Origin of the sequence: Catenuloplanes japonicus, from assembly GCF_000717135.1 — a bacterium.
GTDB lineage: Bacteria > Actinomycetota > Actinomycetes > Mycobacteriales > Micromonosporaceae > Catenuloplanes > Catenuloplanes japonicus.
The window spans coordinates 117059-136284 of the sequence record NZ_JNXY01000018.1 but is presented as its reverse complement, the minus strand read 5'-3'; the positions used below and the strand labels follow the sequence as shown (position 1 = coordinate 136284).

General features: G+C 71.7%; 20 protein-coding genes. 7 read left to right on the top strand and 13 right to left on the bottom strand.

Annotation, left to right across the window (positions count from 1 at the left end; translation table 11 throughout):
• Positions 1–183: 183 nt before the first annotated feature.
• From OP04_RS25180 to OP04_RS25170, 3 genes are all read right to left on the bottom strand, one after another.
• Positions 184–2307 carry a HelD family protein gene (locus tag OP04_RS25180; RefSeq protein ID WP_033342291.1) on the bottom strand — a complete coding sequence of 708 codons (2124 nt, stop codon included), beginning with the start codon at positions 2305–2307 and terminating at the stop codon, positions 184–186.
• A gap of 155 nt (positions 2308–2462) precedes the next feature.
• Positions 2463–3446, bottom strand: coding sequence for an alpha/beta fold hydrolase (locus OP04_RS25175; RefSeq protein ID WP_051798945.1), 984 nt, complete (start codon positions 3444–3446; stop codon positions 2463–2465).
• 136 nt (positions 3447–3582) lie between these two features.
• The gene (locus tag OP04_RS25170; RefSeq protein ID WP_033342290.1) at positions 3583–3909 is read right to left on the bottom strand and encodes a hypothetical protein; all 327 of its coding nucleotides are present in this window, start codon (positions 3907–3909) and stop codon (positions 3583–3585) included.
• 226 nt (positions 3910–4135) lie between these two features.
• Here OP04_RS25170 and OP04_RS25165 point away from each other — a divergent pair, with 226 nt between their 5' ends.
• Together OP04_RS25165 and OP04_RS25160 are read left to right on the top strand one after the other, a co-directional pair.
• Complete coding sequence (locus tag OP04_RS25165) at positions 4136–4627, top strand: DUF3145 domain-containing protein (protein ID WP_033342289.1); 492 nt, start codon at positions 4136–4138, stop codon at positions 4625–4627.
• 106 nt (positions 4628–4733) lie between these two features.
• Entirely contained in the window at positions 4734–6473 is a 1740-nt protein-coding gene (locus tag OP04_RS25160; protein ID WP_408606779.1) for a glycoside hydrolase family 3 protein, read from the top strand.
• 59 nt (positions 6474–6532) lie between these two features.
• Here OP04_RS25160 and fabF read toward each other — a convergent pair whose 3' ends face one another.
• The 5 genes from fabF to OP04_RS25135 all read right to left on the bottom strand — a co-directional run bounded on the left by fabF (position 6533) and on the right by OP04_RS25135 (position 11266).
• On the bottom strand, positions 6533–7759 hold the full coding sequence (gene fabF / locus OP04_RS25155) for a beta-ketoacyl-ACP synthase II (protein WP_033342288.1): 1227 nt from the start codon (positions 7757–7759) through the stop codon (positions 6533–6535).
• Entirely contained in the window at positions 7756–8001 is a 246-nt protein-coding gene (locus OP04_RS25150) for an acyl carrier protein (RefSeq protein WP_033342287.1), read from the bottom strand. Before OP04_RS25150 ends, fabF begins: the two co-directional genes overlap by 4 nt.
• Before the next feature lie 54 nt (positions 8002–8055).
• Entirely contained in the window at positions 8056–9000 is a 945-nt protein-coding gene (locus OP04_RS25145) for a beta-ketoacyl-ACP synthase III (protein ID WP_033342286.1), read from the bottom strand.
• 1 nt (position 9001) lies between these two features.
• The gene (locus OP04_RS25140; protein ID WP_033342285.1) at positions 9002–9934 is read right to left on the bottom strand and encodes an ACP S-malonyltransferase; all 933 of its coding nucleotides are present in this window, start codon (positions 9932–9934) and stop codon (positions 9002–9004) included.
• Between the two features lie 87 nt (positions 9935–10021).
• Complete coding sequence (locus tag OP04_RS25135; protein WP_033342284.1) at positions 10022–11266, bottom strand: PucR family transcriptional regulator; 1245 nt, start codon at positions 11264–11266, stop codon at positions 10022–10024.
• 205 nt (positions 11267–11471) lie between these two features.
• On the opposite strand from OP04_RS25135, the gene OP04_RS25130 reads away from it, so the two are divergent.
• Both OP04_RS25130 and OP04_RS25125 read left to right on the top strand, forming a co-directional pair.
• Positions 11472–11726 carry a hypothetical protein gene (locus tag OP04_RS25130; RefSeq protein WP_232323731.1) on the top strand — a complete coding sequence of 85 codons (255 nt, stop codon included), beginning with the start codon at positions 11472–11474 and terminating at the stop codon, positions 11724–11726.
• Positions 11727–11775: 49 nt separating this feature from the next.
• A complete protein-coding gene (locus OP04_RS25125) occupies positions 11776–12330 on the top strand; it encodes a TetR/AcrR family transcriptional regulator (RefSeq protein WP_033342283.1) in 555 nt (184 codons plus the stop codon).
• A gap of 48 nt (positions 12331–12378) precedes the next feature.
• On the opposite strand, the gene OP04_RS51990 is transcribed toward OP04_RS25125, so the two are convergent.
• The 3 genes from OP04_RS51990 to OP04_RS25120 form a co-directional block, all read right to left on the bottom strand.
• Positions 12379–12573, bottom strand: a complete 195-nt coding sequence (locus tag OP04_RS51990; RefSeq protein WP_085066752.1) for a DUF397 domain-containing protein — start codon at positions 12571–12573, stop codon at positions 12379–12381.
• Between the two features lie 173 nt (positions 12574–12746).
• A complete protein-coding gene (locus OP04_RS51985; protein ID WP_198153970.1) occupies positions 12747–12944 on the bottom strand; it encodes a DUF397 domain-containing protein in 198 nt (65 codons plus the stop codon).
• Between the two features lie 71 nt (positions 12945–13015).
• Entirely contained in the window at positions 13016–13957 is a 942-nt protein-coding gene (locus tag OP04_RS25120) for a helix-turn-helix domain-containing protein (RefSeq protein WP_051798936.1), read from the bottom strand.
• A gap of 565 nt (positions 13958–14522) precedes the next feature.
• Between OP04_RS25120 and OP04_RS25115 the strand changes: the two genes are divergently transcribed.
• Entirely contained in the window at positions 14523–15794 is a 1272-nt protein-coding gene (locus OP04_RS25115; protein ID WP_051798934.1) for a serine hydrolase domain-containing protein, read from the top strand.
• A 33-nt stretch (positions 15795–15827) separates the two neighbouring features.
• Here OP04_RS25115 and OP04_RS25110 read toward each other — a convergent pair whose 3' ends face one another.
• Positions 15828–16643, bottom strand: coding sequence for a helix-turn-helix domain-containing protein (locus OP04_RS25110; RefSeq protein ID WP_033342282.1), 816 nt, complete (start codon positions 16641–16643; stop codon positions 15828–15830).
• Positions 16644–16694: 51 nt separating this feature from the next.
• On the opposite strand from OP04_RS25110, the gene OP04_RS25105 reads away from it, so the two are divergent.
• The gene (locus tag OP04_RS25105; RefSeq protein ID WP_033342281.1) at positions 16695–17105 is read left to right on the top strand and encodes a DUF2000 domain-containing protein; all 411 of its coding nucleotides are present in this window, start codon (positions 16695–16697) and stop codon (positions 17103–17105) included.
• On the opposite strand, the gene OP04_RS25100 is transcribed toward OP04_RS25105, so the two are convergent.
• Positions 17091–18407, bottom strand: coding sequence for a molybdopterin molybdotransferase MoeA (locus tag OP04_RS25100; RefSeq protein WP_051798932.1), 1317 nt, complete (start codon positions 18405–18407; stop codon positions 17091–17093). The genes OP04_RS25105 and OP04_RS25100 overlap by 15 nt on opposite strands.
• 184 nt (positions 18408–18591) lie before the next feature.
• Here OP04_RS25100 and OP04_RS25095 point away from each other — a divergent pair, with 184 nt between their 5' ends.
• A complete protein-coding gene (locus OP04_RS25095) occupies positions 18592–19134 on the top strand; it encodes a hypothetical protein (protein WP_033342280.1) in 543 nt (180 codons plus the stop codon).
• Positions 19135–19226: the final 92 nt, after the last annotated feature.

Sequence of the window (19226 nt, the reverse complement as noted above, 5' to 3'; positions counted from 1 at the left end):
CCTGGTGGACCGGACACCACCTCACCCCACAACACACCACCCACCTCGCACGCCTCGAACACACCCCATAACCATCAATAGGCAACAGAGTCGGGAGCATGCGGGCCGCAAGCACGCTGGAAGTGGGAAATCTGCTTCTGAAGCTTTGGGGCCTGGTTTTTGCTCCGGCGCGTGGCGGACCCGTCAGCGGTAGGGCTTGGAGCCGACCGTGATGAGCTGCTGCGTTGCCCGGGAGAGCGCGACGTAGAGCGTGCGGACGCCGGACTCGGAGTCGGTGCGGATCTCCTCGGGCTCGACGAGGACGACACCGTCGTACTCCATGCCCTTGGCCTGGAGGCTGGTGACCACCTGGACCCGGGCGTCCGCAAGCGACGCGACCCAGCCGGCGATCTCGGCGCGGCGCGGCACCGGGGTGATCACGCCGACCGTGCCCTCGACCTGCTTCAACAGCTCGGCGGCGGACTCGCGAACGGTGTCGGCCAGCGCCGCGACTCCGACGGTGCGCTCGATCGGGGCGACGCCGGTGGAGCGGACCGCGGTCGGCAGCGCCTCGTCCGGGAACGCGCGCCGGATCACGTCGGCCGCGACCTCGAAGATCTCGCGCGAGTTCCGGTAGTTGGTGCTGAGCGTGAACTCGTGCCGCTTCTTGCCGCCGAGCGCCTGCTCCCGGGCCTGGGCCAGCTCCGCGGGGTTGCCGGTCCAGGCGGCCTGCAGCGGGTCGCCGACGATGGTCCAGGACGCGATCGCGGCGCGGCGGCCCAGCATGCGCCACTGCATCGGCGACACGTCCTGCGCCTCGTCGACCATCACGTGCGCGTAGTCCCGGTAGTCCTCCGGGCGCTCGGTGGCGGCGGCGCGCGCGGCCTGCTGACGGTCCGCGTACGTGGTGACCTCCTGCACGCCACCGCCGGCGTGGAACGTGTTCCGGTTGCGCTGCTGCGGCTTGCGAGGCTGGCCGAGCAGCGCGTCCAGCTCGTCGAGCAGCGCCACGTCCGCGATGGTGGGGCCCTCCGCGGCCAGCGTCGAGAACGCGTCCCGGAGGAGCTTGATCTCGTTGTTGGAGAGGATGCCGTGCGCGTACCGCCGGAGGCGCTCGGGATCGGCCAGCCAGTCCAGCACCCGGCTCGGGCGCAGCTGCGGCCACCAGCCACGCAGGAAGTCCCGGAAGTCCTCGCGCTCGGTCAGCTCGGCCTCGAACTCCGGCCGCGGCGGCAGCGTGGACACGCGCTGGCGCTGCGCCTGCGACCAGAGCGCCTGGAAGATGTTGTCGAACCCGGCACGGCGCGACTCGTTGCGGCGCGCGCCGCGGGGGAGTGCACGCTCCCGGGCGCGGTGGAGGTCCTCCGCGGTCAGCCGCAGCAGCGTGCCGCGGTAGAGCAGGCGCAGCTCGGTCGGGCCGAACGGCACCGCGTCGTGCGTCGCGCGCTCCAGCACCTTGCGCATCCGCAGCGAGCCCTTGACGGCCGCGACCGGTGCCGGGTCGACCCGCACCGCGTTCAGCCCCGGGATGAGCGAGCCGAGCGAGTGCAGCGTGGCCGAGTCCTCGCCGAGCGACGGCAGCACGGTCGCGATGTAGTTGACGAACACGCCGGACGGGCCGACCACCAGGATGCCGCCGCCGGCGAACCGGCTGCGGTCCGAGTAGAGCAGATAGGCGGCCCGGTGCAGCGCCACCGCGGTCTTGCCGGTGCCGGGGCCGCCGGACACGATGGTCACGCCGGTCGCGGGCGCGCGGATCGCCTCGTCCTGCTCCTGCTGGATGGTGGCGACGATGTCCTTCATGCCGGAACCGGTCGCGCGGCCCAGGCTCGCCATCAGCGCGCCGTCGCCGACCACGTGCATGTCGTCCGGCGCGGACTCCGGGTCGAGCAGGTCGTCCTCGATACCGGTCACGCGCTCGCCGGCCGACCGGATCATGCGCCGGCGGACCACGTCCCGTGTGTCCTTCGCGGTGGCCTGGTAGAACGCGGCCGCGGCCGGGGCACGCCAGTCGACGACCAGCGACTCGGACCCCTCGCCGCGGATGCCGAGCCGGCCCACGTAGTAGAGCTGGCCGGTCTTCAGGTCGAGCCGGCCGAAGACCAGGCCCTCGTGCTCGGAGTCGAGCGCCCGCCGCCGCCGCGCCGCGTGGAACACCATCGCGTCGCGCTCGACGAGCGCGCCGAAGTTGCCGACGCGGGCGAGCCCGTAGCCGGCCTTCTCGGCCTTCGCCGCCTCGTCGCGCAGCTCCGCCAGCCGGGCGTAGACGACGTCCACGTGGCGCTGCTCGATGGCGATCTCTTGTTGCAGGATATTGGCGTCGGTCACCGGGTCTTGTGCTCCTGAGCTTTGGGTGCGGCCATCGAACCTACCCCCCGGCCCGTGCGCGTGTCGACGCGTCGTCCTACCGGCCGGTAGCCAGGCCGTGCCGTACGCAAACCTCGATCCTAGCTTTCCGGCCCCGCGCCCGGGATCGGCTCTGCTCAGGCCGCCTGCGCGCCGCCGGGGGAGCGACGCCGCGAGGTGCCGCGGGAACGCCGCCCCGGCGCGTGCAACGGCGTGCTCGCGGCCGCCCGCAGCACCACCGTGGCCAGCGCGGATGCCACCTCGGACGGCCGTTCCAGCATCAGCATGTGGCCGGCGCCGGGGCAGCGGGTCAGCTCGGTGCCGGGCAGCGCGTCCGCGATCGCCTCCGCACAGGCCGGCGGCGTCAGCCGATCGTGGCTGCCGACCAGCACCGCGGACGGCACGTCGCCGAGCGTGGCGAGCGTCTCCAGCCGCTGCTGCGTGCCGATCGACGTGCGGAAACCCCCGATCGAGCGCAGCGAGCACCGGCCCACGCCGGAGAGCGTGAGCCGCAGGTCGGAGCTGTCGCAGCGGTCGCCGTAGAGCAGCCAGCGGACGCCGGGCCCGAGCACGGGCAGCACGGCGCGGTGCGGGTGCCAGACGCCGCAGCGCGCGAGCACGCCGGCGCCGGTCGTCTCCGCCAGCCGGAGCAGCGTGGCGAGCGGGCTGGGCAGGCCGTAGTGGGTGCGGGAGGTGCCCTCGGCGGACGTGGAGACCAGCACCAGACCGGCGATCCGGGCCGCGAAGTGTTCCGGGTGGCGGTGCGCGTACTCCATCACGGTCATGCCACCCATGGAGTGGCCGCAGAGCACGATCCGGCCGGTCGGGACCAGCTCGTCGAGCACGTGGCGGAGGTCGTCGCCGAGCTGTCCGAGGGTGGCGCAGTCGAGCGGCGTGGCGCCGGACCGGCCGTGGCCGCGCGCGTCGTAGGCGACGATCCGGGCCGGGACGCCGCCGGTGGCCGCCAGCACGCGGTGCCAGCTGCGGACGTCGAGCGTCCAGCCGTGCAGCAGGACGACGGTGAGCGGCGCCTCCGGGTCTCCGCCGGTCTCCGCGTGCAGCCGGACACCGTCGGGAAGGAGCACCTCCGCGCTGGTGGGGAGGGTCTGGCGCTGCGACATGGGCACCTCCGCGATGATCGCCGCGGCCCACCACATACCCGCGGGTAACAATCATCACGCGCCCGGACGTAAATTTCCAGGAGGTAAACACGAAGGGCCGGCGCCGATGACGGCGCCGGCCCTTCGTCGGAGGCTTCTAGCCCTCGAAGATGCCCGCGTCGACGAGCTTCTTCTCGGTGGCGGCCCAGTTGTCCTGCGGGTGCGCCTCGTTCAGCGCGGCCAGCTCGGCACGGATCTTGGCGCCGTGACCCGCGGCGGCAAGCACCCGGATCTCCTCGACGAACGCGTCCGAGCTGGTGCTCAGGTGCGTGGTCTTGGCGTTGGTCAGGTTGCGCACGTAAACGTGCTTGCCCTTGTTGAGCGGGATCAGGTACTTGAACTCGCCCAGCACGCTCAGGGCGGCACCCTGTGCCTGTCCAGCGCGGACTGATGCGCGCGCGGTCTTTGAGGTGTTGCTCGCCACGGAGGTACTCCTTGAACGACATTCCGAAAGAAGAGAAGGCGACCACAGTCGCCCTCAAGAGAGCTTACACCAGGCATGTCGTACGCAGAAAAAGGCCCGTTCCGCGCAATAGAGTTGCCCGATTCGCTGGCGCACCATCTGTCACAGACGGCATCATGAAACCCGGCTGACCGCTCTAGATCGAGGTCGTAGGGGAAGACGCACCTCGTGTCTTCGGGAGGTCACCGTGCCAACGCGTGGCGTCATATACGTCCACTCGACCCCACTCGCCGTGTGCCCGCACGTCGAGTGGGCGATCGCGCGCGTCCTCACCGCGCCGGTCAAGCTGCATTGGTCCGCGCAGCCCGTCGACCCCGGCGCCCGCCGGGCGGAGTCGGGGTGGAGCGGGCGGCCAGGCACCGGGGCAGAGCTCGCGGCTGCCCTCCGGCAGTGGCCCATGATCCGATTCGAGATCACGGAGGAGCCCAGCCCGGGGGTCGACGGCGAGCGCTTCATGTACGTGCCCGGTCGAGGGCTGTTCCGCGCGACCTGCGGCGCCGCCGGCGACATCCAGCTGGGTGAGGACCGTCTGCGGGCGATCATGTCCTCGGCGCGCGGCCCCGAGGCGCTGTCGCACGCGCTCGACAAGGCGATGGGCACCCAGTGGGACATGGAGCTGGAGCCGTACCGGTACGCCGGGGACGGCGCGCCGAACATGCTTTTGACCCGCGTCGGGTGATTCGAGTGATATAGGAATTCTCTTCATGCAGCTCAGGGCCGGACCGTCCGCACGACGGTCCGGTGCCGGGTTGCCTGATTCCGGCACGCCTGGTCGAATGGCGCGCGTGCCGGACAACCCCTACAGCGTCCGCCGGTCCCGCCGGTGGCGCACGCTCGCCGTACCCACGCTGCTGCTGACGCTCGCCGTGACGGGGTGTGGCACCGAGCCCCCGGCGGGCACGGAGGCGCCGGACCCCACCGGGACGCCGCTGACCGTGCCGTCGGTCGCGCCCGACCCCGCGCTGCAGGCGAAGGCGCTGGTCGCCACGCTGAAGGACGAGGACCTGGTCGGGCAGGTGCTGATGCCGTATGCGTACGGCGCGTCCGCCACCGACGTCTCCGGCGGCTCGAAGGCCGGCAACCAGGGCCTCGCGGACGTGGACACCCCGGCCCAGATGGTGGAGAAGTACCGGCTCGGCGGCCTGATCCTGGTCGGCTTCAGCGCGGACGACCCGACCGGCAAGAACCAGCCGACCACGAACGTCGACAACCCCGCGCAGGTCCGCGCGCTCACCGACGGCCTCCAGGCCGCGCAGGCGAAGCTGCCGGCCGGCGCCGCGCCGATGCTGATCGGCACGGACCAGGAGTACGGCATCGTCACCCGCATCCGTACCGGGGTGAACATGCTGCCCGCGGCCATGGCGTTCGGCGCGGCCGGGGACACCGGCGCCACCGAGCGGGCCTGGTCCGTGGCCGGCGGCGAACTGGCCGCGATGGGCATCAACACCGACTTCGCGCCGGTCGCGGACGTGCTCGGCGGCCCTGGCGGCCTGGTGATCGGCTCACGGTCCTACGGCGACGACCCGAAGGCGGTCTCGGAGCAGGTCTCCGCCGCGGTGCGCGGCCTCCGGACCGGCGGCGTCGCGGCCGCGCTCAAGCACTTCCCGGGCCACGGCCACACCACCGGCGACAGCCACGACCTGCTGCCGGTGCTCAGCCAGGACCGCAAGGCGCTCGACGCCGGCGACCTGCCGCCGTTCCAGGCCGGCATCGACGCGGGCGCGCAGATGGTCATGTCCGGGCACCTGGACGTGCGTGCGATCGAGCCGGGCGTCCCGGCCAGCTTCTCCCGCAAGGTGCTGGTCGACCTGCTGCGGACCGAGATGGGCTTCCAGGGCGTGGTGGTCTCCGACGCGCTCAACATGGAGCCCGCGATGGCCTGGCCGGCCGGCGAGGCCGCGGTCCGCGCGCTCAACGCGGGCAACGACCTGCTGCTGATGCCGCCGGACCTGCCGGCCGCGCACGCCGGCCTGCTGAAGGCACTGCGCGACGGCTCACTCACCCGGGAACGGCTGGTCGAGGCCGTCACGCGCGTGATCACGCTCCGCCTCACGCTGGCGAAGAGCGCGACGCCGCCGGTCACCGAGGTCGGTGCGCGGACCGGCGTGGAACCGCTGGCGAACCTGGCAGCCCGGTCGATCACGATGCTGAAGGGCACCTGCGACGGCGCGGCGATGCCGGGCCCGGTCACGGTCACCACCGTGGACGGGCGCGCCGAGTCGAAGAAGACGCTGGAGGAGGCGCTGCGCGCGGCCGGCGTGCAGGTCGCGGCGAGCGGCGGAAAGACCACGGTCCACCTCGTGGGGTACGGCGACGGCGCCGCGGACCTGTCCGCCGGCGCGACCGTCACGGTGGCGATGGACCTGCCCTACCTGCTGGCCTCGGCCGGGTCGCCGGTGCTGATGGCGACGTACTCCAGCTCGCCCGCGCAGCTCACCGCGCTGGCGAACGTGCTGGCGGGCAAGGCCAAGCCGCAGGGCAGCTCGCCGGTCGCGGTGGACGGGCTTCCGCGTACCGTCTGCTGATCATGCTTTTAGGGGGCGGCTCGTTGATCGAGCCGCCCCCTTTCACGTGCTGGCGGGTGCTACGCCCGGGTGAAGACCAGCGCCACGTTGTGGCCGCCGAAGCCGAACGAGTTGTTCAGCGCGGCCGGGATCTCCAGCGGACGCGCCTTGTGCGCGGCCACGTCGAGGTCCAGCGCGTCGTCCGGGTCGTCCAGGTTGATCGTGGGCGGGACGATGCTGTCACGGATCGAGAGGATCGTGGCGATCGACTCCAGCGCGCCGGCCGCGCCGAGGAGGTGCCCGGTCATCGACTTGGTAGCGGTGACCACCGGGTGGGTGCCGACCGCGGCCCGCAGCGCCGCGATCTCCGCGACGTCGCCGACCGGCGTGGACGTGGCGTGCGCGTTCACGTGCACGATGTCCGTGCCGGTCACGCCCGCGTCCCGCAGCGCCTTGCCGATCGCGCGGATCGCGCCCGCGCCCTGCGGGTGCGGCTGCACGATGTCGTAGCCGTCCGAGGTGATGCCCGAGCCTGCCAGCCGGGCGTAGATCTTCGCGCCACGCGCACGCGCGTGTTCCGCACGCTCCAGCACCACGACGCCCGCGCCCTCGCCGAGCACGAAGCCGTCGCGGCCCTTGTCCCACGGGCGGGAGGCCCGCTCCGGGTCGTCGTTGCGGGTGGACATGGCCCGCATCGAGGCGAACCCGGCCATCGGCAGCGGGTGGATCACGGCCTCGGTGCCGCCGGCCACGACGACGTCGGCACGCCCGGACCGGATCAGGTCCAGTCCCAGCGAGATCGCCTCCGCGCCGGTGGCGCAGGCGCTGGCCACGCAGTGCACGCCGGCCTGCGCGCCGAGCTCCAGACCGACGAACGCGGCCGGGCCGTTCGGCATCAGCATCGGGATGGTGTGCGGGGACACCCGCCGCGCGCCCTGCGCCTCCAGGATGTCGTCCTGGTTGAGCAGCGTGGTGGCGCCGCCGATGCCGGAACCGATGCTCACGCCGAGCCGCTCCAGGTCCAGCCCGGAACCGGCGAGGCCGGAGTCCGCCCAGGCCTCACGCGCCGCGATGAGCGCGATCGCCTCGGACCGGTCCATCTTGCGGAGCTTCGGCTTCTCGATGATCTCGGACGGGTCGACGGCGAGCGCCGCGGCGATCTGCACCGGCAGCTCTGCCGCCCAGTCCGTGGTCAGCCTGCTGACCCCGGAGCGGCCGTTGAGCATGCCGTCCCAGGTGGACGCCACGTCCCCGCCGAGCGGGGACGTGGCGCCGAGCCCTGTGACGACGACGTCGACAGAGGTCACTTCTGGTTCGCCTCGATGTAGGAGACGGCGTCACCCACGGTCTTGAGGTTCTGCATCTCGGTGTCCGGGATCTTCACGCCGAACTTGTCCTCGGCCGCCATGATGACCTCGACCATGGAGAGCGAGTCGACGTCGAGGTCGTCCGTGAAGGTCTTCTCCTCGGTGACGTCGGCCTGCTCGACACCGGCGAGCTCGTTGAGGATGTCGGCGAGGCCGGTGACGATCTCTTCGCGGGAAGCCATGTGCGTGGTGGTCCTTTCGGGGTTTGACTGTTCTTCATCAGGGTCTTGCGGGTCTTACGGGCAGCGGACGACCTGACCTGCGTAGGTGAGACCGCCGCCGAAGCCGAACAGCAGCACCGGGGCGCCGGAGGGCACCTCGCGCCGTTCGACCAGCTTGGAGAGGGCCAGCGGGATGCTGGCCGCAGAGGTGTTGCCGGACTCGACCAGATCCTTCGCGATCACGGCGTTCGGAATGCCGAGCCGCTTCACGATGCCGTCGATGATCCGGGTGTTGGCCTGGTGGGCGACGAACGCGGCGATCTCCTCCGGCGCGACGCCGGCCTTCTCGCACGCCTGCCTCGCCACCGGCGCGATCGCGGTGGTGGCCCAGCGGAAGACCGACTGGCCCTCCTGCTTGATGTACGGCCGCCAGCCCGCGATCGTCAGCACGTCGCCCTTCTCCGGGGCGGAGCCCCAGAGCACCGGGCCGATGCCGGACGGCTCGCCGTCCGGGACCGTGCTGACCACGGCCGCGCCGGCACCGTCGCCGAAGAGCACGGCGGTGGTGCGGTCGGTCCAGTCGATGACGTCGGAGAGCTTCTCCGCGCCGATCACCAGCGCGTTGACGGACGCGCCGGCCTGGACCGCGTGGGCCGCGGTGGCCAGCGCGTAGGAGAAGCCGGAGCAGGCCGCGTTCAGATCGAACGCGCCCGGCGCGCTGATGCCGAGCCGCGCCGCGACGCCGGCCGCGACGCTCGGGCAGCGGTCCTCGGCCGAGCAGGTCGCCACCACCACCAGGTCGATGTCCGCGGCGGTCAGGCCGGCGTTGGCCAGCGCCTTCTCCGCGGCGAACGTGGCCATGTCGGTGACCGACTCGCCGTCCGCGATGCGCCGCTCGGCGATGCCGACCCGGTCCCGGATCCACTCGTCGTTGGTGTCGATCGTGTGCGAGAGCTCTTCGTTCGTGACGACCCGGGACGGCTGGTAGTGGCCGAGGGCGACGATGCGGCTGCCTGCCATGTCAGTTCTGTCCTTCGGGACTCGAGGTGGCGATCAGGTTGAGGGCCGCGGGCAGGTCGTCCGGCGTATTGAGCGTCACGATCGCGGGAAGACCCGGGCCCTTGAGCTCGCGCTTGATCAGACCGGCCAGCGTGCCGGCCGGGGCCAGCTCGATCACCGCGGTCACGCCCCGGTCCGCCAGCGTCCGCATCACCAGGTCCCAGCGGACCGGCGCGGTGACCTGGCGGACCAGGCGGGACAGCATCTCGGCACCGTCGGACACGGCGGCGCCGTCCAGGTCGGAGAGGATGGTGCGAGCCGGGCCGGCGGTGGCGAGCCCGGCCGCGACGACGCCGAGCGCCTGCTCGGCCGGGGACATGAACGGTGTGTGGAACGCGCCGGCCACGGCCAGCGGGATGACCCGCACGCCGCCCGGGCGCTCGGCCGCGAACTTCTCCAGCGGCTCCTTCGCACCGGCGGCGACGATCTGACCGGCGCCGTTGCGGTTGGCGGCATGCAACCCGTACGACTCGATGGCGGCGACCACCTCGTCCGGATCACCGCCGAGCACCGCGGCCATGCCGGTCGGCTCGAGCGCGCAGGCGGCGGCCATCTCCCGGCCGCGCACGCCGGCCAGCGTCACCGCGGCCTCCGGCGTCAGCACGCCCGCGATCGCGGCGGCGGCGAGCTCGCCCACGCTGTGCCCGGCGACCACGGTCGCCTCGGTCAGCGTCAGCTGCTCCGCGGCCAGCAGCGCGGCCGCGACCAGCAGCGGCTGGGTGCGCGCGGTGTCCTTGATCTCCTCGGCGTCCGCCTCGGTGCCGAGGTGCACCAGGTCGACGCCGGCCAGCTCGGACCACGCGCGGAGACGGGCCTCGGCGCCGGGGAGCGCGAGCCACGGCTTCAGGAAGCCGGGCTTCTGGGAACCTTGCCCTGGGGAGAGAACGGCTAGCACGGTTGACACTCTGCGGGATGCCGCCGCTGTCTATCGCTGCTGACAGGCACCAAACCACACTAAAGCTTTTGTGGGATACCTACAAAGTCAGGACTTCGAGTCCATTTGGCGTGGAGTTGTACGTGACGGTGGCAACACCGCGTTGGGCGGATCGAGCCGCCCGATGGTCAACGCGATCCGCAGTGCGAACGCGTCCCGCGGGTTCAGCGGGGAGAACGTGGTCACCTCCGCGATCCGCTTCAACCGGTACCGGACCGTGTTCGGGTGCACGAACAGCCCGCGCGCCGCGCTCTCCAGCACGCCGCCCGCGGCGAAGAACGCGTCCAGCGTCTCCATCAGCTCCCCACCCGCCCGGGTCAGCGCGCCGTAGACCGAGTCCCGCAGCGTGCGCCGCGCCTCCAGGTCGCCGGCGAGCGCCCGCTCCGGAAGTAGATCATCAGCCGCGACCGGGCGTGGCGCCGCGGGCCACGCCACCGCGCTGCGATAGCCGGTCAGCGCCGCGCGCGCGGAGTCGGTCGCGGCGTCCAGGCTCGGCACCGCCGGGCCGACCACCACCGGCCCGTCGCCGAACCCGGCCATCAGCCGCTGCACGGCCGCCACCGGGTCCGGTGCGCCGCCGATCACCAGCACCAGCCGGTCGCCGTGCCCGCCGCCGACCAGCTCCACGCCCAGCCGCCGCGCCGCCCGGTAGAAGCCGTGCAGGATCGCGGCCAGGTCACCGCCGGGCGAGCGGCCGACCGCGACCGCCACCGGGGCCGCGTCCGCCCAGCCCAGCGCGGCCGCGCGGCTGGCCAGCACGTCCGAGGAGTCGCCGCGCAGCAGAGCGTCCACCAGCATGGCCTGCAGCCGGGCGTCCCAGGTGCCGCGGGACTCGGCGGCGCGGGCGTAGACGCGCGCGGCCGCGAACGCGATCTCCCGGGAGAACCGGAGCATCGCCTCCCGCAGCGAGACCTCCTCGCCGGGCGCGGCCAGCTCCGCCACCTGCTCCTCGGCCACGTCGATCGTCACCTTGATCAGCGCGACCGTGTGCTGCAGCGAGATCGTCCGGGCCAGCTTTCCCGGCGCGGTCGCGAAGACCTCGTCCGAGACCTCCTGCGTGTTGCCGCCCGCGCGCAGCCACTCCACCAGCGACCGCACGCCGGCCTGCGCGACGAGCATCACCCAGGACCGCTGGTCGGCGGGCAGATCCCGGAACCAGGGGAGCGTCTCGTCCATCCGGGCGATCGACGCGGTGGCCAGACCGCCCGCGCTCCGCTCGATTCGCCTGACCGTGGCGGCGAGCGCGCCACCGTCCGGTTCGCCCGTTGTCGTCCCGCCCGCCGCATTCGCCACCGGCCAAGCCTGCCACGGGCCGCGCCGAACGCCTCTCTTGACCATGAATTACCTGATCAAGGGCGCGACGCGAGTGATGTTCACCGCAGCGTGTGTGGTCCCCACACCGCCTGAAACCGCTTACTCTCGACGGGTGCGAACGCGGGGGCGAGCATCTCTCCCCGCGTGCGCCGCCGCACGGAACAGCCCAGCAAGGAGGAACAGCATGGCGGAGGAGGGTGCAGCCGACCACCCCGAGCCGGACGACACCCGTTGCGGCAGCCGGGTGGTTCCCCGCCAGTCCCGCTCCCCGCGGCACGCGGACGAGCCTCCGGCGGATGACGTGCCGCTCCCCGGTCCGGTGCGTGCCGGCGGCTGCCAGACCCGCCTCAACGGCTGGGCCGGCGCCCACCTCCACGGCGCCGTCCGCCCCCGCCGCCCCAAGACCGGCCGCGGCCGCCCGCCTCGCCGCTGGTGCTGAGCGGCGATTCGTACCCCCGCGGGGCCTGGTTCGCTCTACGTTCGGTGGAGTGGACGAGAAGCAGCGGGTGATTCTGCGGCAGGCGATGGCGCTCGCGGACGAGGCCGGCCTGGACGCGGTGTCGATGCGCGCGGTCGGGCGGCGGGTCGGGCTGAGCTCGATGGCGCTGTATCCCTATGTGGGGAACAAGGAGGCGCTGCTCGACGGGCTGGTCCGGCAGTTGCTGGAGGAGCTGCACGACTCGTCTGGCTCGGACGGCGACTGGCGGGAGCGGCTGCGCACGATCGCCCGCGCCGCGCGTGACCTGGCGCATGCGCATCCGGGCGCGTACCCGCTGCTGGTGGCCCGTCCGGCGGCCGAGGAGGGTGACGACGCCGATCGGGTGCAGGAGCGAATCCGGGACGCGCTGAGGGACGCGGGTGTGGCGCGTGCGGAGGTGCTGAGGCTGCAGCGGATGCTGTCGACGTTCGCGCTGGGTTACGGAGCCTCGGAGGTGACCGGGCGGTTCGCGGCCGGGTCGGCGGAGGAGCGGGAGGCGGAGTTCGAGGCGGACCTCGAGGATCTCCTGGGACTGATCGAACGCACCGCGCAGCGGTCCGGCTGAGCTTGTGGTCAGGGGCGGCCTGGGCCCCGCCCCCGCATGGCGCACTCGTTAGCGGATGGCGGACAGGTCGCCGTCAGTGACGGCGGTGACGAACGCACTCCAGGCGGATCCCGACACGGCAAGTCGGCCTTCCAGGGGTGCCTTGGAGTCGCGGACGTACGCGACGGATGGCGTCGTTGCCACCTCTACGCACGCGCCGTTGCCACAGGCTCGTCTCCACTGCAGTTGGTGATCGGCTGGCATGAGAGCTCCCTCCCTCTGCTCAACCTCCACCATAAGCAGATGAGCGCACGGTAGGGAACCGATGCCTTTGAGTAGGCACGGTGAAAGGGTGGTATCGGGCTATTTCTCCAGATAACTCCCTTCTGGCGGGGGTGCGGAAACAGGTCACCGCTTCCGCACCCACCCCGGTGCAATCACGCAGCGCTGATGCGGCCCTTCTTGACCCCGGAGACAAACGTTCCCCACGCGGCGTGGGAGAACTCCAGGATCGCGCCGTTGTCTTCCTTGGCGTCGCGCATGTATTGGTGGTCCGCATCCGTAGAGACCTCGACGCAGGCGCCCGTCCCACAGAACGTGCTGCGCCGCCACGATGCGGTGTTGTGCTTGGTCACTTTGTGCCTGTGCCCTCTCTGGCGCGGACGGGCACGGGTGGCGGAAAGGGCACACCCGGCCCGGCCGTTCTTTATCCGGGTGTGCTGCTTGTACTGGTAGTACTTCCTGCAAGGCCGGCAGCCTTTTGCGCTGCCTCCAGAATCATCTGAATGGACGTGCTCTCATTGAGCGCGGCGTTCCAGAGATCGGTGAACTCTGTCAGATGTCGTGAAACGGAAGCATCGTCTTCGACCAGCTCATCGAGGAGATTGCTCTCGCGGTAGAGCACCGCGTCGTTGTCGTTCGCCTCGGAGCTGTCGTCGGGGTCGCTGAAGTCGTAGATCTCGAACGTCGCGAACATGGCCAGCGCGGTGCTGGTCGTGAACGGAATGATCCGGATCGTCAGCCGGCCCTGGGTGGCCAGCGCATGCAGGTCGTACAGCTGCGTGGCGAGAAGGCCGAAGTCGCCGAGCGTGCGGTGCAGCACGGACTCGTCCAGCAACAGCATCACGGCGGGATTGTCGCGCCGCTCCAGGAAGGCCCGGCGGCGCCGGCGGCGTGCCTCGCGCCGGACCTCGGCGGTCGCGTCGGGCAGCTTGGTCTGGAACGCCGCGAAGACCGCCTGCGCGTAATCCGGCACCTGGAGCGGGCCGGGGATCAGCATCGAGAGGAAGTAGCGGATGGTGCGCGCTTCGGTCTCGAACTGGATGAGCCGGCGCATCGCCGGGGGGAGGTGCTCGCGGAACTGCGGCTCGTCCCACCACTCGCGCTTGCGGGCGTCGCGCGCGGACTGCACGAGCCGGGAGACCTCCTCGGTGTCCGCGACACCGAGGTAGTTGAGCAGGGATCTGGTGTCGTTGACCGAGACGGTGACCTCACCGCTCTCGATGCGCATGACCTTGGAGATGGACCACTCCATCTCGTCTGCCACCTGATGCTGCGTGAAGCCCTTGTCCTCACGGGCTCGCCGCAGCGCGAGCCTCAGCCGGCGCCGCGCGACCGCAGGTGATTCAGCCGGCGGGGGCGTGGTCATACAGATCCTCTATGTAGGAAGGTAACCCGTTGCATAAACCGATCTGCGAGGTCGCAGCCTGCGACCCATCATACGACTCGCGGGGTGCATGCGTGCGACCGACTCGCCGGTCCCGCGGGGGACCTGGCGAGTCGTCCTCTATCGATGATCGTCCGCCGGCTGTGCCGTGCGGTGCGAGAGGGGAGGGAGATGTGGAAGCGGTGAAAGTTGACCTTGGCCTGGATGCTGCGAAGGCAACCCGGTTGCCGCCAGGTTGCCCTCGTCTGCTCTTGCCGGCAGTCCGTCGGGCCGTGCGCCGAACCCTCGGATCTGCCCTTGCGAAGTACCGATCTGCAGTGCCACTCCAACCGTGACGCAAGTCTCTCACGCTCCCCGGCGTAGTGCCAACCCCCAATCTGCCACCTTGCAGATCGCAGTCTGGCCGAGACGAAACTCGTTCCCGGTAGGGAGAGGACAGTGCTGCCTGGAGGCGGACACGGCACCGCGCGGATCCGTCCTGAGAGGGACATGCGGTTCCGCTTCGCGGCCGACGCCCGCACCCCGGCCCGGCCGAGAGGATGTGCACATGTCGAAACCATGGCGTAACAGAGCTCTGTGGACCCGGACCGGCGCCGCCCTCGCGGCGATCGTCCTGACCGGCACCGCGGCACTGACCCACACGGGGGTGGCGTTCGCCGGACCGAAGACCGACTCGAGGACCAACCCGCTCGCCGCCGAGATCCAGCCCACGCTGGACGCGCTGGTCGCGGCCGGCGTGACCGGAACCTACGTGCAGGTCCGCCGCGACGGCAAGACGTTCAACGGCGCGTCCGGCGTGGCGTTCGTCGACACCGGGAAGCCCGCGCGGGCGGATTCCCGGCACCGCGTCGGCAGCATGACGAAATCGTTCGTGTCCACCACGATCCTGCAGCTGGCCGGCGAGCGGCGGCTCTCGCTGGACGCCGGCGTGGACCGGCTGCTGCCGCGCTTCGATCTCGACCCGAAGATCACCGTGCGTCAGCTGCTCAACCACACCAGCGGCATCGGCAACTACACGTCGGCGCTGAACTACGAGACCGTCCAGGAGTGGCAGACCCGCACGTTCACGCCGGACGAGCTGGTCCGCCTCGGGCAGTCGTTCCCGCTCACCGGCGCGCCGGGCGAGGTGTTCTCCTACTCGAACACCAACTACATCCTGGCCGGGCTGATCATCGAGAAGGTGACCGGCAACGACGTGGAGAAGGAGATCAACCGGCGGATCATCACGCCGCTGGGGCTCCGCGACACGTACTTCCCGGGCCGTGACCCGCAGATCCGCGGGCCGCACGCGGGCGCCTACGTGCTGTGGCCGAACCTGGAGACCGGCGAGGTCGCGCTGCGGGACTTCAGCGTCTACAACATGACCTGGGCGTGGACCGCGGGCGAGATCATCTCCACGATGGACGACCTGAACACGTTCCACCGCGCGCTGTTCACCGGCCGGCTGCTCACACCGGCGCAGCAGAAGGCGCTGTTCGACGGCGCGGTGCCGATGATCCCGGAGGCGCCGGACGCGCTCCGCTACGGCCTCGGCGTCTACGCGATGCAGTCGCCCTGCGGCACGTTCTACGGCCACGACGGCGCGGTGATCGGCCAGATCACCCAGGTGCTCACGTCCGCGGACGGGCGTACCCAGGTCGCGGCCGGCGTTCCCTACGGCCTCAACTTCGGCGCCACGCCGGAGCAGGGCGAGGCGCTCAACCGCATCATCCTCACGGCGCTGTGCGGGCCGCGGGCCGACGTGGGCGCGGACCAGCTCCGGACCACCGGCGGTGCCACGCTGCCGCTGCTGCCGACCGCATTCACGGTCAAGAACTAAGTTCCAGATCATCAGGGGGTACGCCGTGCGCGCTCACGGCGTACCCCCTGATGCTGCTCTTGATCGTGATCCTGCCGCGTAGCGGCCCGGCGTGACGCCGAGGACCCGGGTGAAGTGGCGGCTCAGGTGCGACTGGTCGTGGAAGCCGGCCGCGATCGCGACCTCGGCCGCAGGCCGGCCGGCGAGCAGCATCCGGCGGGCCGCGTCCACCCGGCGGCCGGTCAGATAGCGGTGCGGCGGCAGGCCGAACGTGCGGCTGAACGCCCGCACCAGATGGCTCGGATGCGCGTGCAGCTCCGCGGCCGCGTCACGCAGCGTCACCCCGGCGGCGGTGTCCCGGTCCAGCAGCGCGCGCAGGTCGTCGGCCAGCCCTCGCCGGGCGGGCGTCCCGGCCGGGACGTGCGGCAGCAGGTGCGCGCGCAGCCGGTCACGGATCAGCGCGAGCCGGCTCTCGCTCTCCAGCACGTCACCCGGGCTCGCCAGCGTCTCGTGCAGCCGCGCGATGCGGCGGCGCAGCAGCGCGTCGGCCAGGCCCGGACTGTCCACGGCCGCGCCGATCAGCTCCGTGCCGAGCACGGTCGTGTCGAGGTAGAGCACGCGCTTGCGGAAACCGTGCGTGGTGGCGGCGCGGCCGTCGTGCGGCACGTGCGGCGGCAGCAGCGTCACCATCGGGCCGACCGTGCCGTGATGGTGCTGCTCCAGGTCGTACGTGATGGCGCCGTCGTCCACGATCAGCAGCGTCCAGGCGTCGTGCGTGTGCGCGGGGTAGGCGTGCGCGACGAAGCGCGCGTGGAACACCTCCCGCACGCCCGGGACGGCCGGCTGCCAGGCCGTGACCAGCTCACGCATGGTCAGAAACGTACAAGACCGGCGGCCGTGGCGTGCATCAGGCTGAGCGGCATGAGGTTCGAAACCAAGATCGCCGTGCTGCTGCGGGACGACCTGCTGACCTGGCAGCGGCTGAACGTGACCGCGTTCCTGATCAGCGGCCTGGCCGGCGCGGCCCCGCACCTGCTCGGCGAGCCCTACGCGGACGCGGACGGCACCGCCTACCTGCCGATGTTCGGCCAGCCGGTGATGGTCTTCGCGGGCGACGCCGCGCTGCTGACCGCGGCCCACGACCGCGCGCTCTCCCGCGGCGTCTCCCTGGCGATCTTCACGGAGGAGCTGTTCAAGACCGGCCACGACGCCGCGAACCGGGAGGCCGTGGCCGCGGTCCGCCGCGACGACCTGAACCTGGTCGGCATCGGCCTGCACGCGCCGCGCAACACGGTCGACAAGGTGCTCAAGGGCGCGTCACTGCACGGGTAGCAGCTCTGTCGCGTCGCCGGGCGTCCAGTCGGCCGGGACGACCGCGAGCGCGTCCGCGGTGGCGGCCGCGAGCAGGCTGGCCGGGCGCGAACCGGGGACCACGGTCGCGTGATCGCCGGCGACGTGGACCGGGATGAGGCGGGTGCCGGTCGGGTACGGGCGGACGTCGCCGGTCACCGGCAGCCTCGGGAACCGGCGCGGGGCGCGGCCCTGGAGCGCGTCGAGCAGCGGGCGGAGCAGCGTGACGGCGCCGACCAGCGCGGCGTAGGGGTTGCCGGGCAGGCCGACCACCCACCGGCCGTCCGGGAGCTGGGCGAGCGCCTGCGGATGGCCGGGGCGGCAGGCCACGCCGTCGACGTGCCAGCGGGCGCGCAGCGCGGTCAGCACGCGGTGGAGGTGATCGGCGCGGCCGACCGAGGACGAGCCGGTCACGACCATGACGTCCCAGTCGGTGCTTTCGAGCGCCGCTTCCAGCAGTTCGGCGCGGTCGGGCACGTGGCCGGCCGCGGCCAGCGTGGCGCCGGTGTGGTGGAGCAGCGCGGTGAGCAGCGGGGTCAGCGCGTCGCGTACCTGGCCGGGCGCCGGTATGCCGGACGGGATGACCTCGTCGCCGGTCGCGGTCAGGCGTATCCGCGGGCTCCGGTGGACGGTGAGGTGATCCAGGCCCGCATGCGCGGCCAGGCCGGTCAGCGTGGCCGTGACCGGCGTGCCCGCGGACGCGAGCGGCAGGCCCGGCGTCAGGTCCTCGCCGGCGCGGCGGATGTGCGTGCGGGTTCGCGGCGTCGTCGCGGGCTGCGCCGGAGTGGCGTGCTGTCCTGTTATCGCGTGCCGTCCCGGTGTGGCGTGCTGTCCCGGTGTCGCGGGTCGGACCGGTGTCGCGGGTTGGACCGGTGTCGCGGGCCGGACCGTGTCGCCCTCGATGTGGCAGACCTCGATCGGGATCACCGCGTCCGTGCCGCCCGGGACCGGTGCGCCGGTGGCGATCTCCACCGCCGTGCCGTCCGCCAGGTCGGGAAGGCCGTTCGCGGGGCGCCCGGCCAGCACCTGCCCGATCACCCGCCACGGCGGTGATCCCGCGACCGCGTAGCCGTCCATGGCCGCGGTGTCCGTCCCCGGCAGCAGCACGGCGGAGGTGGCATCCTCGGCCAGCGTCCGCCCGGCCGCCTCCGCCAGCGTCACCCGTTCGGCCGGCAGCGGCACCGGCAGCGTTCCGGCCAGCTCGAATGCCCGCCGCCACGCCATGTCCGCCTCGGCATGCCGCTGGTGGTCGTGGTGGGCGTCTATGCCCGGCGACGTCGGCACGCGGTGACCTCGGCTCTCCTCGGGCTGATCTTCCGCCGAGTATCGCGCTGCCGTCCCGGATCTCCCAAACAGGGCTGCCGTCACCTGGTCCGGCTGTGAGCCCTCGATGATGCACGCCGAGCCGGCCCTGTAGTAACTGCTACTCAAGGTTACGTCGCGACTACTCAATGGTTGGCATCGTTGCATGTCAATCAGGCTGACGGGCCGGGTGGCGCGGGCGAGGCTTGTTGCCTCGCCGCAGCTGGATCTGTTCGCTGACCGGGAAGCGCTCGTCCGCGACGCGCTGAGACCGGGGCGGAAGACCGAGAGATACGGGCGCCGGTGGCACGTCGGGCAGGTCCGCCAGGACGCCGACTCGCTGTACGGACGCCTCGGTTTCGATCGGATGGAGGGGGCGGACATCTGGCAGGACGAGATCGAGGACTTCGAGAACCAGTCCAGGAAGAGCGGGGCGGCCGCACCGTTCGTGATACGTCTGGCCGACCTCGTTGTCGTCTATCAACCACGGAAGCAGGCGATTCGCCAGACCGCGTTCGTCCAGGCCGATGCGGGCCTTGGTGAGGCCGTTGCGATCGGCAGGTCGGACGGGATGCCCGATTTGCTGCGGCGCTGGAACAGTGCGATCGGCGATGAGGACGTGACGACGGAGGTCGGTGTGAGCGAGACCGGCGAGGTCGACAGGGCGACGTTGCTCGAGGAACTGGACAAGACAGCGCTCATCCGCTGACCGGGCGCGACGTGATGTGACCCTCGGGAAGGTCCCGCTGTCAAGGCTGGAATCCTGAGGGAACTCCATGCGCGTCTGACAAGGTGCGGCTG

Excerpts from the sequence above, each read along its gene's own strand:
- OP04_RS25120 (WP_051798936.1), bottom strand. The coding sequence starts at position 13,957 with ATGACCACGCCCCCGCCGGCTGAATCACCTGCGGTCGCGCGGCGCCGG.
- OP04_RS25130 (WP_232323731.1), top strand. The coding sequence starts at position 11,472 with ATGGCGGAGGAGGGTGCAGCCGACCACCCCGAGCCGGACGACACCCGT.
- OP04_RS25145 (WP_033342286.1), bottom strand. The coding sequence starts at position 9,000 with ATGGCAGGCAGCCGCATCGTCGCCCTCGGCCACTACCAGCCGTCCCGG.
- OP04_RS25150 (WP_033342287.1), bottom strand. The coding sequence starts at position 8,001 with ATGGCTTCCCGCGAAGAGATCGTCACCGGCCTCGCCGACATCCTCAAC.
- OP04_RS25105 (WP_033342281.1), top strand. The coding sequence starts at position 16,695 with ATGAGGTTCGAAACCAAGATCGCCGTGCTGCTGCGGGACGACCTGCTG.
- OP04_RS51990 (WP_085066752.1), bottom strand. The coding sequence starts at position 12,573 with ATGCCAGCCGATCACCAACTGCAGTGGAGACGAGCCTGTGGCAACGGC.
- OP04_RS25095 (WP_033342280.1), top strand. The coding sequence starts at position 18,592 with ATGTCAATCAGGCTGACGGGCCGGGTGGCGCGGGCGAGGCTTGTTGCC.
- OP04_RS25115 (WP_051798934.1), top strand. The coding sequence starts at position 14,523 with ATGTCGAAACCATGGCGTAACAGAGCTCTGTGGACCCGGACCGGCGCC.
- OP04_RS25175 (WP_051798945.1), bottom strand. The coding sequence starts at position 3,446 with ATGTCGCAGCGCCAGACCCTCCCCACCAGCGCGGAGGTGCTCCTTCCC.
- OP04_RS25110 (WP_033342282.1), bottom strand. The coding sequence starts at position 16,643 with ATGCGTGAGCTGGTCACGGCCTGGCAGCCGGCCGTCCCGGGCGTGCGG.